The following is a 13,954-nucleotide window of genomic DNA, read 5'->3' on the forward strand; positions in this document are numbered from 1 at the left end:
CCCGGTTGTTTGCTATGTGGCGCGCCCCTCGCAACGGCGGCGCGTCATGAGCACCCTCTCTCTGGGCATCGACTTCGGCACGACCAACACCGTGGTCGCGCTGGCCGACGCCTCGGGGCCGGCGCAGCTGGTGAGGTTCCCGGCGCCGGAGGGCGAGCTGTTCGCCTTCCGCTCCGCCCTGTCGTTCCACGCCCCGCCGGAGCATCCCCAGGACCGCGCCATCGCCGCCGGCCCCTGGGCCATCGAGGCCTATGTGGAGGATCCGGCCGAGACCCGGTTCATCCAGTCGTTCAAGAGCTTCGCGGCCTCGGAGAGCTTCACCGAGACCCAGGTGCTGGGGCGCCGCTACCGGTTCGAGGACCTGCTCTCCACCTTCCTGCTGAAGGTCCGCGACTACGCCGGGAACGGCATGGCCGAGCTGCCGCGGCGGGTGATCGTCGGCCGGCCGGTGACCTTCGCCGGCGGCGCGCCGAAGCCGGAGCTGGCGCTGGAGCGCTACGAGATCGCCTTCCGCCGCATGGGGTTCGAGGAGATCCTCTACGCCTACGAGCCGGTGGGGGCTGCGTTCTTCTTCGCCCGCGAACTCGACCATGACGCCACCGTGCTGGTCGGCGACTTCGGCGGCGGCACCTCGGACTTCTCGATCATCCGCTTCGAGCGTGAAGCCGGCGAGATCCGCTCGATCCCGCTCGGGCGGTCGGGGGTGGGCGTGGCCGGCGACGCCTTCGACTACCGGATCATCGACAACCTGGTCTCCCCGGCGCTCGGCAAGGGCTCCAGCTACGAGAGCTTCGGCAAGGTGCTGCCGATCCCCAACCGCTACTATTCGGCCTTCGCCCGCTGGGACCAGCTGGCCCTGATGCGCGCCAGCCGCGACATGCGCGAGATCCGCAAGCTGGTGCGCGAGGCCGTCGAGCCGGAGAAGCTCGCCCGGCTGGTGGAGACCCTGGACGAGAACTACGGCTACCGCCTCTACCGCTCGGTCTCGCGGCTGAAGGAGGCGCTGTCGCGCGAGGCGCAGGCGGAATTCCGCTTCGAGGCCGGCTCCATCGGCATCGTCCGCGACGTCGCCCGAACGGAGTTCGAGGGCTGGATCGCCCCGGAGCTGGGGCTGATCGAGGCGGCGGTGGACGCGGCGCTCGCCAACGCCAACCTGGGGCCCGAGGGGATTGACCGGGTGTTCCTCACCGGCGGCTCGTCGCTGGTGCCGGCGGTGCGGTCGATCTTCCACCGCCGCTTCGAGGCCTCGAAGATCGAGACCGGGGCGGAGCTGGAATCCATCGCCTCGGGCCTGGCGCTGATGGGCCGCGAGCGCGACCTGAGCCGGTGGACGGCCAGCGCCCCGGCGTGACGGCTAGGTAAGCGCCGCCAGCGCCTCCTCGGCGGCGCGGACGCCGGTCTCCCAGGCCCCGTGGGCGGTGGAGTAGTAGTGCGGGCTGGTGGCCTCGCCGGCGAAGAAGATGCGGTTGTCGACCGGCTGCGCCAGCGCCGCCCGCGCCCCGGCGTGGCCCGGCAGGGCATGGGAGTAGCTGCCCAGCGACCAGGCGTCGGCGGCCCAGGCGGTCTCGCCGAGCGGCGTCAGCTTGCGCCGCCAGTCGGACCCCAGCAGCGCCGCCAGTTCCTCGATCGCGAAGGCGGTCATCGCGCCCCGGCCCTCGGCTTCCAGCGCGCGCGCCGAGCGGCCGCCCAGGAAGGTCTCGACGTAGGGCCGCCCGAACGGCCGCAGGTGATAGCTGCCGGTCTCGGTGCGGTCGGTGCGGCCGAACAGGTGGCCCTCCGCCGGCAGGGCCTCGGGTTCGTCGACGCCGAGAAAGACCTTGTCGGCGAGGCCGAGCGGCAGGCCGGCGGCGGCCTCGGCCTTGTCCGGCAGCCCCGGTGAGAAGGCCAGGCGGCCCTCGGCGAGCGCCGGCGTCGGCGCGGTGACGATCACCGCGCGGGCGAAGATCGTCCCGCGGGAGGTGTCGAGCCACAGTTGCGGGCCGTCGTGGCGGATCACCCGCACGACGCAGTCGGTGACGACCCGGTCCGGCTCGGCGAAGGCGGCGATGGCGGTCCCATAGCCCTCCGCCACCCGATAGTTGACGCCGGAGTCCTCGTAAGCCGCGTAGTCGACCACTGAGACCTGATCGTACTCCGCCCCGTTGTAGTAGCTGGAGACCGCGTCCATCAGGTGGTTCCAGCGCCCGCCCGGCGGCAGCAGCTCGGCGGCCGGCCGGTCGACGCCGGCCTTCGCGGCCGCCTCCAGGGTCTGCTCGAAGGCGCCGTAGGCCTCGCCGAAGGCCCGCTGGTCCTCGGCGGGGAAGTCCTGATTGCCGGACTGCCGCGTCCAGTGCGGCGGCGTGCGGTCGATGGTGAAGCCGGCGCGCTCGAACAGCCCGACCAGCGGATTGACGTCGGCCGAGTGCAGCCAGCCGCAGCCGCAGTCGAGCGGCAGGCCGGCGGCGATCACCGTGTGCGCACGGCCGCCGACCCGGTCCCGGGCCTCCAGCGCCACCGCGGAGACGCCGGCCGCCGTGAGCCGCCGCAGCGCCGCGATCCCCGCCGCGCCCGCGCCCACCACCACCACATCGAACCTGTCCTGCATCCGGCCTGGACCCCGTCTCTGGACCCTGGCCGGCCTAGCTGCCGGCTTTGCGCAGGCTGGGGCTGTCGAGGTCGAGCTGGTCGAGCGGGATGGTCTCCAGGTTCGGCAGCCTGGCCTTCAGGGGCGCGGCGAAGGCCTTGGCGTCGCCGGCGACGATGACGCTGGCCGAGCCCGGGTCCAGCCGGCGGCCGGCGAAGTCCTGCACCTGGGCCGACGACACCGCCTCCACCTTGGCGGTGTAGCGGGTGATCTCGTCCAGCGGCACGCCGTAGAGGGCGAGATTGCCGAGGATGTTGGCCAGGCCATCGGTGGTGGCGAGCTCACGGCCGTAGCCGCCCACCAGCACCGACTTGCGGGCCTTCAGCTCCTCGGCCCCGGCCGGCGCGGCCGCGAGCTTGGTCATCTCCTGGGTGATCAGCTCCAGCACCTGCGGCGCGGACTCGTTCTTGGTCTGGGCCGCGGCCCGGAAGGAGCCGGTGGTGCGGTTGGCCGACAGCCGCGAGGAGGCGCCGTAGCTCAGGCCGCGCTTGATGCGGATCTCCTGGTTCAGCCGAGCCGAGTAGCCGCCGCCCAGCACGGTGTTGGCGACGATGCCCGGGTAGTAGTCGGGATCGCTGCGCGGGATGGCCGGCTTGACCACGGTGACGGCGGCCTGCCCGGCGCCGGGCAGGTCGATGGCCACGGCGCGGGCGTGCGGCTGCGGGGTGATCGCCGGCGCGGGCGGCAGCGGCGAGGCCGGCCGGGCCCAGTCGCCGAACGCCTGCTGCGCCAGCGCGAAGCCCTGGTCGGCGGTGATGTCGCCGGTCAGCACCAGGATGGCGTTGTCGGGCCGGAACCACGCCTGGTGGATGGCCGTCAGGTCGGCGGGCTTGATGCGCGGGATCGAGGCCGGCGTGCCGGTGGTCACATGGCCGAACGGCGTGCCCCCGAACACCACCGGCGCGGCGGCGAAGCCGGTCACCTGGCCGGGCTCCTGGTAGGCCACCTGCAGGCCGTCGAGGGCGAGCTGCCGCTGGCGGTCCAGCTCCTCGGCCTTGAAGGCCGGGTTCCGGGCCACGTCGGCCATGATCGCCATGGCGGCGTTCAGCATGTCGGGCATGACGTTGAGGGTGACGGAGGAGGACTCCAGGCCGGCGGCGGAGTCCAGCGTCGCGCCCAGGGCCTCGACCTGGCGGGCGATCTCCTGCGCCGAGCGGGTCGTGGTGCCCTCGGTCAGCATGCCCGCGGTCATGCCGGTGGCGCCGGAGAGGCCCTGCGGGTCCGCCCAGGCGCCGGTCTTGACGGTGAGGTCGGCGGTGACCAGCGGCAGCTCCGTGGAGTGGGCGACGATGACCCGCAGGCCATTGGCCAGCGTCCGCTCCGCCGGCTGCGGCAGCACCGGCTGCACCGGCGCGGCGATCGGCGGCGGGGCCTGGCGCTTGCCGGCGGGCGCGAGCGCGAACACCGGGCCCGCGTACTTGGCGACCATCTTCGGCGGCGCCGGCGGCGCGGCCGCGACCTCGCCCTTCGGCCGCTCGCTCTCCGGGCGGTAGCGGATGGTCATGCGCCGGTCGTCGGCGAGGTACTTGCGCGCCACCCGCTGCACGTCGGCGGCGGTCACCGCCTGCAGGTCGGCGAGCTCGGTGTTGGCCTTGGCCGCGTCGCCGTTGATCCGCAGCGCATAGCCGAGCGCGAAGCCGCGGCCGTCGATGGTCTCGCGTTCGCGCAGCTTGCCGGCGACCAGCTCGTTCTTGGCCTCGTCCAGCTCGGCGGCGCTGGGCGGGGCGTCGCGCAGGCGCTTCACCTGCGCCAGCAGGGCGCTCTCGCCCTGCGCCAGGTTGTGGCCGGACGCCATCACCGCGCCGACCATGAAGTTGCCGGGCTGCTGCGGCAGGTCGGCGTTGGAGAAGATCTCGGTGGCCACCTGCTGGTCGTAGACCAGGCTGTTGTAGAGCCGCGACGACTTGCCGGCCGACAGGATGGCGTCCAGCACCTTCAGCGCCGGGGCGTCGGGGTCCGACGCCTTCACGGTCAGCCAGGTGATCGCCAGCGCCGGCAGCGGCACGTTGGGGCCGTAGCCCTCGAACACGCCGGGACTGGTGCGCGGCGGCTCCACGGCCGTGACCCGCCGGATCGGCTGGGCCGGCTTCTTCAGCGGGCCGAGGTAGCGGTCGATCCAGACGTCGAGCTTGGCCTCATCGAAGTTGCCGACCACGATCAGGGCGGCGTTGTCCGGCCGGTAGTAGGCTTGGTGGAAGGCCCGCACGTCGTCGATGGTGGCGGCGTCCAGCTCCTCGATCGAGCCGATGCCCGGCCGGTGGTAGGGGTGGGTCGTGTAGGTGGCTTCCGGCACGTAGAGCGAGAACAGCCGCCCGTACGGCGAGGCCAGCACCCGCTGGCGCAGCTCCTCCTTCACCACGTCGCGCTCGGACTTGAAGTTCGGCTCGTCGATGACCAGCGAGCCCATCCGCTCGGCCTCGGCCCAGACCAGCCGCTCCAGGTGATTGGCCGGGACCACCTCGTAGTAGTTGGTGAAGTCGTCCCAGGTGGAGGCGTTGTTCATGCCGCCCACGTCCTCGGTCAGCCGGTCGAAGCTCTCGGCCGGCAGGTCCTTGGTGGCCTTGAACATCATGTGTTCGAAGAGGTGGGCGAAGCCGGAGCGGCCGCGGGGGTCGTCCTTGGAGCCGACGCCGTACCAGACCTGCACCGTGACGTTGGGCGTCGTGCGGTCCAGCGAGGTGAACACCTGCAGCCCGTTGGGCAGGGTGCGCTGCTTGTAGACGATCGGCGGGACGGTGGCGGTGGGCGGGCTCTGCGCGAGCGCCGCGGGCGCGAGGGCGGTGGTGGCGAGGAACAGCGCGAGACCGGCGGCGCGGGCGGTGCGGAGCATGAGGACGTCCCGATGAGGCTTACGGGAAATCCTTAGCACCGCCCGGCCGCCGGGGAAGCTTACGGCCTTGTCATCAGCCCTGGGCGGCGACGCCCAGGCCGTCGCAGAGACGCGCGTAGTCGGTGGGGGCGAGGCTGGCCTTCGCGGCCATTTCCATGATCGCGCCGAAGGCCTCGGCCGGGGCGTTGGCGCGGATCGCGCCCAGGAAGACCACCCGGTCGCGCGGCGTGGCGGCGGGGATCATCAGCCGGCCGAAGGTGATCAGCTCCTCCGGCGTCAGGCCGCTCAGGATGCAGTCCTCGATGGAGGCCAGCTCCTCGTCGGTGAACAGGCTTTGCAGGACGGGCAGGATCAGCTGCTCCTCCTCGGCCATATGGGCGAAGTCCTCGGCCACGAACACCGAGTAGCGCAGGTAGAGCCGCCGCATCAGCGCCGGCCGCTCCAGGGCGTCCGCGCCCTCCGCCCGCGCGCACAGCTCCTCGAGCTCCTCGATGGCGTGGCGGTGGTGGTCATGGGACTGGGCGAGGCGGGCGCTGGCGCCCGGCGCGCGGGCCTCCAGCGCGGTGTGCACCCAGAGGTCCTCGTTGGCGAGGTGGTGTTCGGCCAGGTGGCACTGGGTGCGGACGTCGGCGACCAGCTCGGCCACCGCCTGGCCGCTGTCGACGTCGGCGCAGCCGAGGCGGACCAGCAGCTGGGCGTGGGCCAGCCGCAGCCCTTTGTGGATCGGGCCGTAGAAATCGAACGTCGCGGTGGGCTTGGCTTGGATGAAGGACATAGGGGGCTCCTCCGCCGGCGCGGATCGCCGGCGGCTTTCTGTCGGGTTCAGGGATGAAGGGTGAAGCGGTGGCGGATCAGGCCGGGATGCGGGCCTGGGCCTGGACGGCGGACAGGAAGCCGTAGAAGGCCGCGTAGGTCGCGTCCCAGGTGGGACGGGCCTTCATGCGCGCGATCCAGCGCTCGATGTTCGGATAGGGGCTGAGGTCGAAGGCCACCGCCTCGCCGAGCACCACGAAGGACGCGCCGAGATAGTCGGCCAGGCTGATCTGGTCGCCGCAGACGAAGGCGCGGTCGCCGATCATGTGGCGGTCCAGGACGTTGAGCCAGCGGGGCGCGTGCTCCTCGCCGAAGGCGATCATGTGCTCGGCCAGCTGCGGGGTGACGCCGTGCGGGATGCCCAGGTGCGGATAGACCGCCATCACACAGTAGTATTCGTGGAAGTTGGTGGCGAACCAGTCGAGCGCCTCGTTGACCTTGGCGCGCGCCTTCAGCTCGGTCGGATAGGCGGGCGAGCCGACCTTGTCGGCCAGGTACTTCAGGATCGACGAGCTCTCGCCGAGCGACAGGTCGCCGTCGACGAGGAAGGGCACCACCAGGTTCGGGTTGATCGCCGCGTAGGCGGCTTCGCGGTTCTGGTGGGTCAGCAGATCGACGTGCTCGAACTCGAGCGCGATCCCGTGCTCGGCGGCGAACATCATGACGGGCCGGGAGACGGTGGAGATGGGGTCGTAGTAGAGCTTCACGGTGCGGGTCCTCGATTTTTCGCGGGCCACGTTCGGCGACCCATGTTCGAATTTCGAAGGCCGGGGCATAAAGGTGGGGCCGGTGCGCCGCAATCAGCGCTCTTGCAGGCTGGTTCTGCGCAATTGCAGAATGGAAACATGTTCGACTGGAACGACCTGAAAGCGCTTCTGGCCGTGGCCCGCGGAGGATCGACCCTCGCGGCGGCCAAGACGCTGCGGGTCAACCAGACCACGGTCGCCCGGCGCATCGAAAGCCTCGAGGCGGACCTCGGGCTGAAGCTGTTCGAGCGCGGCCAGGGCGGAAGCCGGCTGACCGAAACAGGGCTGGCCCTGATCGCCGAGGCCGAAGCCGTGGAGCGCGCGAGCCAGGGCTTCACCCATCAGGCGCAGGCGCTGGCGCGCGGGATGGCCGGCGTGGTGCGGGTCACGGTCAACGAGGTGCTGGCCAACATCGCCCTGGTGCCGGCGCTGAGCGAGTTCCGGCGGCTCTATCCCGGCGTGACCGTGGACCTGTTGATCGGCGACGCCTTCCTGGACATCCAAAAGGGCGAGGCGGACGTGGCCATCCGCGGCGCCTCGGTGCTGCCCGATTCCGACCTGGTCTCGCGCAAGCTGGCCGACTTCGAGTGGGGGATCTACTGCAGCCGCGACTATGCGGTGCGCCGCGGCTGGCCGCGCGTCCTGGCCGAGCTCAACGACCATGTGCTGATCGGCGGCGAAGGCGGACTCGTGCCCCTGCCGGCCATGCAGTGGATGATGGCCAAGGCCCCGGCGGCCGAGGTGCATTGCCGCTCCAACAGCCTCACCAACCTGATGGTCGCGGCCAAGGCGGGCCTGGGGCTGGCGCCCCTGCCCCGGCTGGTGGCCGACATCGATCCCGACCTGTTCTGCTGCCTGCCGATCGACGACCTCCCGTCACCGGTCTGGGTGCTGACCCGCGCCGACATGCGCGACGTGCCGCGGGTCCGCGCCTTCATCGATTTCCTGATGCCGCACTTCGCCACCGACCGGCGGGCGCTGATCGAGCGGGGCCTGCAGACCCAGGCCGCCGTGGCGGGCGCCATCGCCGCCGCGCGCCAGGAGGAGGCGCCCGCATGACCCCGAGCTCCGATCCCGGCGCGTTCGACTGGAACGACCTCAAGGCGTTCCTCGCCGTGGCGCGGGGCGGCTCCACCCTGTCGGCGTCGAGGACGCTGGGCGTCAACCAGACCACGGTCGCGCGCCGCACCGAGAACCTGGAAGAGGCGCTCGGCGTGAAGCTGTTCGAGCGCGGGCAGACCGGCAGCCGGCTCACCGAGGCCGGCCGCGACCTGCTGGCGGACGCCGAGAAGGTGGAGAACGCCGCGGTCGCGCTCGGCAACCACGCCCAGGCCCATCAGCGCGGCCTGGCCGGCGCCATCAAGATCACCTGCACCGAGATCCTCGCCAACGCGATGATCACCCCGGCGATCGGCGAGTTCCGCAAGCTCTATCCGGAAGTGCATGTCGACCTGCTGATCACCGATCGGGCGCTGGACATCGAGGCCGGCGAGGCGGACCTGGCGATCCGCTCCGGCCGCGCCCTGCCGATCTCCGACCTGGTGGCCCGCAAGCTCGCCGACTACGACTTCGCCCTCTACTGCAGCCGCGACTACGCCACCCGCAAAGGCGTGCCGACGCTGGCCAACCTGCAGGACCACGACCTGATCGGCGGCGAGGTGACGCTGGGCCCGCTGCCGGGCATGGAGTGGATGTTCGGGCATGCGGGCGGCAAGTCGCCGGCCACGCGCTCCAACACCATGACCAACCTGATGCACGCGGTCCGCGCGGGCCTGGGCGTCGCGCCGCTGGGCTGCATCCTCGCCGACGCCGACCCGGTCCTGATCCGCTGCTCCCCCGCCATCGAGACGGCCCAGGCCTCGTCCTGGATCGTCACCCGCCGGGAGCTGAAGGACATCCCACGCGTCCGCGCCTTCATCGACTTCCTGGTCCCCTATGTGCTGCAGGACTCTCGGATCCGCGAGGCCCAGAACCGGGCGCTACGCCAGCGCGTCGCCGACAACGACGAGGCGCCGCCGGCGCTCAGCTCACCCGCCTGAGCGGGCTCAGCCGTCCGACCAGGCGTCGCCCCAGTCGAGCCGCCGGGCGATGGCGTGGGCGGCCTTGTCACGCCGCCCGACGAAGCGCTGCTCCAGCCCCTCGGGGCCGCAGAGCTTGAGCTCGATTCCCGGCTTGCCCGCGCGCGGGGGAGCGAGCACCCGCGGGCTCCGCGCGAGCGCCGCCACGCCCGGGCGCGCAGCGACCAGATAGGCGAAGCGCTCGTCCTCGAAGGGAACGTCCGCGCCCTTGGCCATGCGGTGGTCGCGGCTGCGGGGCAGGCGGACGGAGAAGTGGCACCAGTCGGAGCCGGTCAGCGGGCAGGCCGCGGCGTGGGAACAAGGCGCCAGCAGGGCCGCGCCGGCCGTGACCAGCGCCTGCCGGGCGGCGAGGATGCGCGCGAAGCCGGCCGGCGTGCCGGGCTCCACCAGGGCCAGCACGCCCTCGCAGGCCGCCCAGAGCGCGGCCACCACCTGCGCCTGCCGCTCGGCCGCGATCTCCGCCAGGGCATAGCTGACGACCACCAGGTCCGCCCTGGGCCAGGATGGGTTGGCGGCCGTGAGGTCGGCGCGGCGGCGCTCGGCGCCCTGCAACGCCGGCGGCCCGGCCTGGGCGAGGCGGGCGGCCAGCCCCAGGAACGGCGGGCTGGCGTCGAGCCAGGTGGCCGTGGCGAGGCTTGGCCAGGCCTCCGACGCCGCCCAGCCGGCGGCGCCCGGACCCGCGCCGGCGTCCAGCAGCCGCCTCGGCGCGAAGCCGGGGGCCATCCGCGCGGCCTCGGCGAAGACGCTGGCGCAGGCGGCGTAGGTGGCGGGCATCCGCGCCAGCGCATAGGCGAGCGCGTCCTGCGGCCCGCGGATCACCGCGGCGGAGGTCCCGCCGGCCCGGTAGGCGGCCGAGGTGCGGGCGGTGCGCTCGGCGAGGTCCTTGCGCGAGACGCCTTCCAGCTCGCGATCGATGGCGGCCCGCAGCGCGCCCGGCAGGTCGGGGGTCATGGGGCGCGCGCCACCGACGCCCGGCGCAGCGCCAGCAGGGCGGTCGGCACTTCGCGCCGCAGGGCGATCCGCGCCAGCGGCCCCGGGACGTGGAAGGGCGCCGTCACCCGGCTCTCGTAGAACACCCGCACCGCGCCGGCGGCCTGCGGCTCCAGCCGCCACTCGCCGTCGAACACCGCCAGGTCGCCGGCCGTGCGGCGGAAGCGGATGCGGCGCTCCGGCTCGTAGTCGGACCGGAACACGTTGCGCACCGGCGGCAGGAAGGTCATCCGGCTGATGTACTCGCGCACGTCCCAGGCGCCGGCGGGATCGGCCTCCAGCACCCGGCAGCTCTTCAGGTCGGCGACCAGTTTCGGCGCAAGGTCGCAGTCGGTCATCACCGTCCAGATGACGGTGACGGGGGCCGGCACGTCGATGGCCGCGCGGATCAGGCCGGAGGAGCCGTCCGGGTCCGGTTGCACGTCGACGTACGGCCGCCCCTGCGCCAGCGCCGCCATGGCGCGGGGCGGCAGGTCGAAGGCCGCGGCGGGGGCGGCGAGGAAGAGCGCCGCCGCACAGGCCCAAAGGGTGATCGACAGGCCCGCCATGCGCAAATCCGCTCTTCCCGGCGGGCGATCGCCCGCTACGCCGTCACCCGGTTGTTCACCAGGTCGTCGACCACCGAGGGGTCGGCGAGGGTGGAGGTGTCGCCGAGATTGGTCAGGTCGTCCTCGGCGATCTTGCGCAGGATGCGGCGCATGATCTTGCCGGAGCGGGTCTTCGGCAGGCCGGGCGCGAACTGCACCACGTCGGGCGCGGCGAACGGGCCGATCTCGCGCCGGACCCAGCCCTTCAGCTCGGCCTGCAGGATGTCGGTGGGCGCGACGTCGGCCTTCAGCGTCACGAAGCAGTAGATGCCCTGGCCCTTCACCGGATGCGGATAGCCGACCACGGCGGCCTCGGCGACGTGCTCGTTGGCGACCAGCGCGCTCTCGATCTCGGCGGTGCCCAGCCGGTGGCCGGAGACGTTGATCACGTCGTCCACGCGGCCGGTGATCCAGTAGTAGCCGTCCGCGTCGCGGCGGGCGCCGTCGCCGGTGAAGTACTTGCCCGGGTAGGTGGTGAAATAGGTGGTGATGAACCGCTCGTGGTCGCCATAGACCGTGCGCATCTGGCCGGGCCAGGAGTCGGTCAGGCAGAGGTTGCCGCTGATCGCGCCGAACAGCTCCTTGCCGTCGGCGTCCACCAGCTGCGGCATGATCCCCGGCAGCGGCTTGGCGCAGGAGCCGGGCTTCAGCGGCGTCGCGCCCGGCAGCGGGCTCATCAGGCAGGCCCCGGTCTCGGTCTGCCACCAGGTGTCGACGATCGGGCAGCGTTCCTCGCCGACCACCCGGTGATACCAGAGCCAGGCTTCCGGATTGATCGGCTCGCCGACCGTGCCCAGCAGGCGCAGGGACTTGCGCGAGGTGCGGGCGACCGGCCCGTCGCCGTCGCGCATCAGGGCGCGGATGGCGGTCGGCGCGGTGTAGAAGATCTCCACCTTGTGCTTGTCGCAGACCTCCCAGAACCGCGAGGCGGTCGGGTAGTTGGGCACGCCCTCGAACATCACCGTGGTCGCCGCGTTGGCCAGCGGGCCGTAGACCACGTAGCTGTGGCCGGTCACCCAGCCGATGTCGGCGGTGCACCAGAAGACCTCGCCCGGCCGGTAGTCGAACACCAGCTCGTGGGTGTGCGCCGCCCAGGTCAGGTAGCCGCCGGTGGTGTGCAGCACGCCCTTCGGCTTCCCGGTCGAACCGGAGGTGTAGAGGATGAACAGCGGGTCCTCGGCGTTCATCGGCTCGGGGTCGCAGGTGTCCGAGACGGTCTTCTTCAGCTCCGAATAGTAGGCGTCGCGGCCCGGCGTCATCGGCACGTCGGCCTGGGTGCGGCGCACGACGATCACGTCCTCGACGCCCGGGCAGTCCTTCAGCGCCTCGTCGACGTTGAGCTTCAGCGGCACGGTCTTGCCGCCGCGCACGCCCTCGTCGGCGGTGATCACGATGCGAGAGTCGCAGTCCTGGATGCGCCCGGCCAGGCTGTCGGGGGAGAAGCCGCCGAACACCACCGAGTGCACCGCGCCGATCCGCGCGCAGGCCAGCATGGCGACCGCCGCGGCCGGGATCATCGGCAGGTAGATGGTCACCCGGTCGCCCTTCCGGACGCCGCGGGCCTTCAGCACGTTGGCCATCCGGCAGACCTCGGCGTGCAGCTGGCCGTAGGTGACGGTGTCGTAGACCTCGGGGTCGTCGCTCTCCCAGATGATCGCCACCTGGTCGCGGCGCTCGGGCAGGTGACGGTCGATGCAGTTGACCGAGACGTTCAGGACGCCGTCGGCGAACCAGCGGATATGGAAGTCCTCGCGGTGGAAGGAGACGTCCTTCGCCTGGGTGAACGGCTGCATCCAGTCGAGCCGCTGCGCCACCTCGGTCCAATAGCCCTCGGGGTCCTGGTCCACGCGGCGGGTGGCCGCCTCGAAGCCCGCCGCGTCCATCAGGGCCCGCTTGGCCCAGGCCTCGGGAACCGGAAACACCTCACTGTCGGACACCTGAGCGCACTCCATGGAAGAACCTGTGGATGGAGTATGCGGAGAGGGGCCCTGGGCGCAATATGCCGCTTCCGCCGCGCTTGCCGGGCCGGCCGGACGTCGCCATGGTCCGCGCATGTATCGTATGGCTTGGGTCGCGGCGCTGGCGGCGCTTTCGTTGACGGCGTGTAGCGGCAAGCCCGGCCAGGATGCGGCCGGCGCCGTGCAGGGATTCTTGGCGGCCGTGCACGCCAACGACCGCGCGGCCTTCGAGGCCGACATCGACCGTGCGGCCCTGCGCCGCGACCTGCGCAGCCAGATCGTCGAGCTGGGCCGGGCGGCGGGCCTCGAGGTGGACGGCGGCCCCTCCGAGTTCACCCTCGACCGGATGATCGGTCCCGACAACTTCCATCTGGTGCAGGCCGAGAGCGGCGCGCCGCTGGCCGCGCCGCCGACGCTGGAGCAGGTGAGGCCGCTGCTGAAGCCGGTGGACGGCTCCCACGTCTGCCTGCACGGCCCGCTGCCGCAACAGCCCTGCGTATTGACGTTCGAAAGGCAGAAGGCCGGCGGCAAGGATCCCGCCGCCCAGGCGCGCACGGCCGGCTGGCGGCTGGTGCGGATGCCCGCCACCGACCTGCGGATCGAGGTCGGGGCGGAGCCTCCGGCGAAGAAATAGTTCGACGACTAGGCGGGCTGCTTGACGGTCCGCAGGTAGGGCTTGTGCTCGGTCCAGCCGCCGGGGAACAGCGTCTTCGCCTGTTCGTCGCTGACCGACGGCACGATGATCACGTCCTCGCCCTGCTTCCAGTTGGCCGGGGTGGCGACCTTGTGGTTGTCGGTGAGCTGCAGGCTGTCGATCACCCGCAGCAGCTCGTCGAAGTTGCGCCCGGTGGAGGCGGGGTAGGTCAGCGTCAGGCGGACCTTCTTGTTGGGGTCGATGATGAACACCGAGCGCACGGTGGTGGTGTCCGAGGCGGCCGGATGGATCATGCCGTAGAGGTCGGAGACCTTGCGGTCGTGGTCGGCGATCAGCGGGAAATTGAGCTTGGCGCCTTGCGTCTCCTCGATGTCCCTGGCCCAGCCCAGGTGGCTGTCGGCCGGGTCGACGGAGAGGCCGATCACCTTGGCGCCGCGCCGCTCGAACTCCGGCTTCAGCTTGGCGACCACGCCGAGCTCGGTGGTGCAGACCGGGGTGTAGTCCCTCGGGTGCGAGAACAGCACGACCCAGCTGTCGCCCGCCCAATCGTAGAAGCGCAGGGGCCCTTCGGTGGAGTCCTGGGTGAAGTCGGGAGCAGTGTCCCCCAGTCGCAGGCTCATCACGTTCTCCTTCACGGATTTGATCTTATCGGCCCGCCTCGAAGGTAATATGCC

Annotated in this window: 12 protein-coding genes; 4 read left to right on the top strand and 8 right to left on the bottom strand. The window is 71.8% G+C overall.

Translation table 11 applies throughout. The features are described 5' to 3' along the window. Positions 1 to 46 precede the first annotated feature (46 nt). Positions 47 to 1,351 (top strand): Hsp70 family protein, encoded by a 1,305-nt coding sequence (locus DJ021_RS06880; protein WP_111456838.1) that lies wholly within the window; start codon positions 47 to 49, stop codon positions 1,349 to 1,351. 3 nt (positions 1,352 to 1,354) lie between these two features. On the opposite strand, the gene DJ021_RS06885 is transcribed toward DJ021_RS06880, so the two are convergent. The 4 genes from DJ021_RS06885 to DJ021_RS06900 all read right to left on the bottom strand — a co-directional run bounded on the left by DJ021_RS06885 (position 1,355) and on the right by DJ021_RS06900 (position 7,003). Further along, on the bottom strand, positions 1,355 to 2,584 hold the full coding sequence (locus DJ021_RS06885) for a flavin monoamine oxidase family protein (RefSeq protein ID WP_111456839.1): 1,230 nt from the start codon (positions 2,582 to 2,584) through the stop codon (positions 1,355 to 1,357). Between the two features lie 34 nt (positions 2,585 to 2,618). Then, on the bottom strand, positions 2,619 to 5,453 hold the full coding sequence (locus DJ021_RS06890; RefSeq protein WP_111456840.1) for a M16 family metallopeptidase: 2,835 nt from the start codon (positions 5,451 to 5,453) through the stop codon (positions 2,619 to 2,621). A gap of 73 nt (positions 5,454 to 5,526) precedes the next feature. Further along, entirely contained in the window at positions 5,527 to 6,228 is a 702-nt protein-coding gene (locus DJ021_RS06895; RefSeq protein ID WP_111456841.1) for a hemerythrin domain-containing protein, read from the bottom strand. Between the two features lie 76 nt (positions 6,229 to 6,304). Beyond that, on the bottom strand, positions 6,305 to 7,003 hold the full coding sequence (locus DJ021_RS06900) for a glutathione S-transferase family protein (RefSeq protein ID WP_165837133.1): 699 nt from the start codon (positions 7,001 to 7,003) through the stop codon (positions 6,305 to 6,307). 108 nt (positions 7,004 to 7,111) lie between these two features. Here DJ021_RS06900 and DJ021_RS06905 point away from each other — a divergent pair, with 108 nt between their 5' ends. Both DJ021_RS06905 and DJ021_RS06910 read left to right on the top strand, forming a co-directional pair. Continuing rightward, complete coding sequence (locus tag DJ021_RS06905; RefSeq protein ID WP_165837134.1) at positions 7,112 to 8,071, top strand: LysR family transcriptional regulator; 960 nt, start codon at positions 7,112 to 7,114, stop codon at positions 8,069 to 8,071. Continuing rightward, positions 8,068 to 9,051 (top strand): LysR family transcriptional regulator, encoded by a 984-nt coding sequence (locus DJ021_RS06910; protein ID WP_111456844.1) that lies wholly within the window; start codon positions 8,068 to 8,070, stop codon positions 9,049 to 9,051. Before DJ021_RS06905 ends, DJ021_RS06910 begins: the two co-directional genes overlap by 4 nt. Positions 9,052 to 9,057: 6 nt before the next feature. Here DJ021_RS06910 and DJ021_RS06915 read toward each other — a convergent pair whose 3' ends face one another. The 3 genes from DJ021_RS06915 to acs are packed head-to-tail and all read right to left on the bottom strand — an operon-like array spanning position 9,058 to position 12,619. Next, positions 9,058 to 10,041, bottom strand: coding sequence for a small ribosomal subunit Rsm22 family protein (locus DJ021_RS06915; protein WP_111456845.1), 984 nt, complete (start codon positions 10,039 to 10,041; stop codon positions 9,058 to 9,060). After that, complete coding sequence (locus DJ021_RS06920) at positions 10,038 to 10,628, bottom strand: SRPBCC family protein (RefSeq protein ID WP_111456846.1); 591 nt, start codon at positions 10,626 to 10,628, stop codon at positions 10,038 to 10,040. The genes DJ021_RS06915 and DJ021_RS06920 overlap by 4 nt, the downstream gene beginning before the upstream one ends. Before the next feature lie 35 nt (positions 10,629 to 10,663). Further along, a complete protein-coding gene (gene acs / locus DJ021_RS06925) occupies positions 10,664 to 12,619 on the bottom strand; it encodes an acetate--CoA ligase (RefSeq protein ID WP_111456847.1) in 1,956 nt (651 codons plus the stop codon). A 100-nt stretch (positions 12,620 to 12,719) separates the two neighbouring features. Between acs and DJ021_RS06930 the strand changes: the two genes are divergently transcribed. Next, the gene (locus DJ021_RS06930) at positions 12,720 to 13,259 is read left to right on the top strand and encodes a hypothetical protein (RefSeq protein ID WP_133254958.1); all 540 of its coding nucleotides are present in this window, start codon (positions 12,720 to 12,722) and stop codon (positions 13,257 to 13,259) included. 8 nt (positions 13,260 to 13,267) lie between these two features. Here the strand turns inward: DJ021_RS06930 and DJ021_RS06935 are convergent, their stop codons facing one another. Beyond that, positions 13,268 to 13,900, bottom strand: coding sequence for a peroxiredoxin (locus DJ021_RS06935; RefSeq protein ID WP_111459011.1), 633 nt, complete (start codon positions 13,898 to 13,900; stop codon positions 13,268 to 13,270). Positions 13,901 to 13,954 lie beyond the last annotated feature (54 nt).

Source organism: Phenylobacterium hankyongense, from assembly GCF_003254505.1.
Classification (GTDB): domain Bacteria; phylum Pseudomonadota; class Alphaproteobacteria; order Caulobacterales; family Caulobacteraceae; genus Phenylobacterium; species Phenylobacterium hankyongense.

Coding starts and splice junctions, on each gene's coding strand:
- DJ021_RS06880 (WP_111456838.1), top strand. CDS start 47: ATGAGCACCCTCTCTCTGGGCATCGACTTCGGCACGACCAACACCGTG.
- DJ021_RS06885 (WP_111456839.1), bottom strand. CDS start 2,584: ATGCAGGACAGGTTCGATGTGGTGGTGGTGGGCGCGGGCGCGGCGGGG.
- DJ021_RS06890 (WP_111456840.1), bottom strand. CDS start 5,453: ATGCTCCGCACCGCCCGCGCCGCCGGTCTCGCGCTGTTCCTCGCCACC.
- DJ021_RS06895 (WP_111456841.1), bottom strand. CDS start 6,228: ATGTCCTTCATCCAAGCCAAGCCCACCGCGACGTTCGATTTCTACGGC.
- DJ021_RS06905 (WP_165837134.1), top strand. CDS start 7,112: ATGTTCGACTGGAACGACCTGAAAGCGCTTCTGGCCGTGGCCCGCGGA.
- DJ021_RS06910 (WP_111456844.1), top strand. CDS start 8,068: ATGACCCCGAGCTCCGATCCCGGCGCGTTCGACTGGAACGACCTCAAG.
- DJ021_RS06915 (WP_111456845.1), bottom strand. CDS start 10,041: ATGACCCCCGACCTGCCGGGCGCGCTGCGGGCCGCCATCGATCGCGAG.
- DJ021_RS06920 (WP_111456846.1), bottom strand. CDS start 10,628: ATGGCGGGCCTGTCGATCACCCTTTGGGCCTGTGCGGCGGCGCTCTTC.
- acs (WP_111456847.1), bottom strand. CDS start 12,619: ATGGAGTGCGCTCAGGTGTCCGACAGTGAGGTGTTTCCGGTTCCCGAG.
- DJ021_RS06930 (WP_133254958.1), top strand. CDS start 12,720: ATGTATCGTATGGCTTGGGTCGCGGCGCTGGCGGCGCTTTCGTTGACG.
- DJ021_RS06935 (WP_111459011.1), bottom strand. CDS start 13,900: ATGAGCCTGCGACTGGGGGACACTGCTCCCGACTTCACCCAGGACTCC.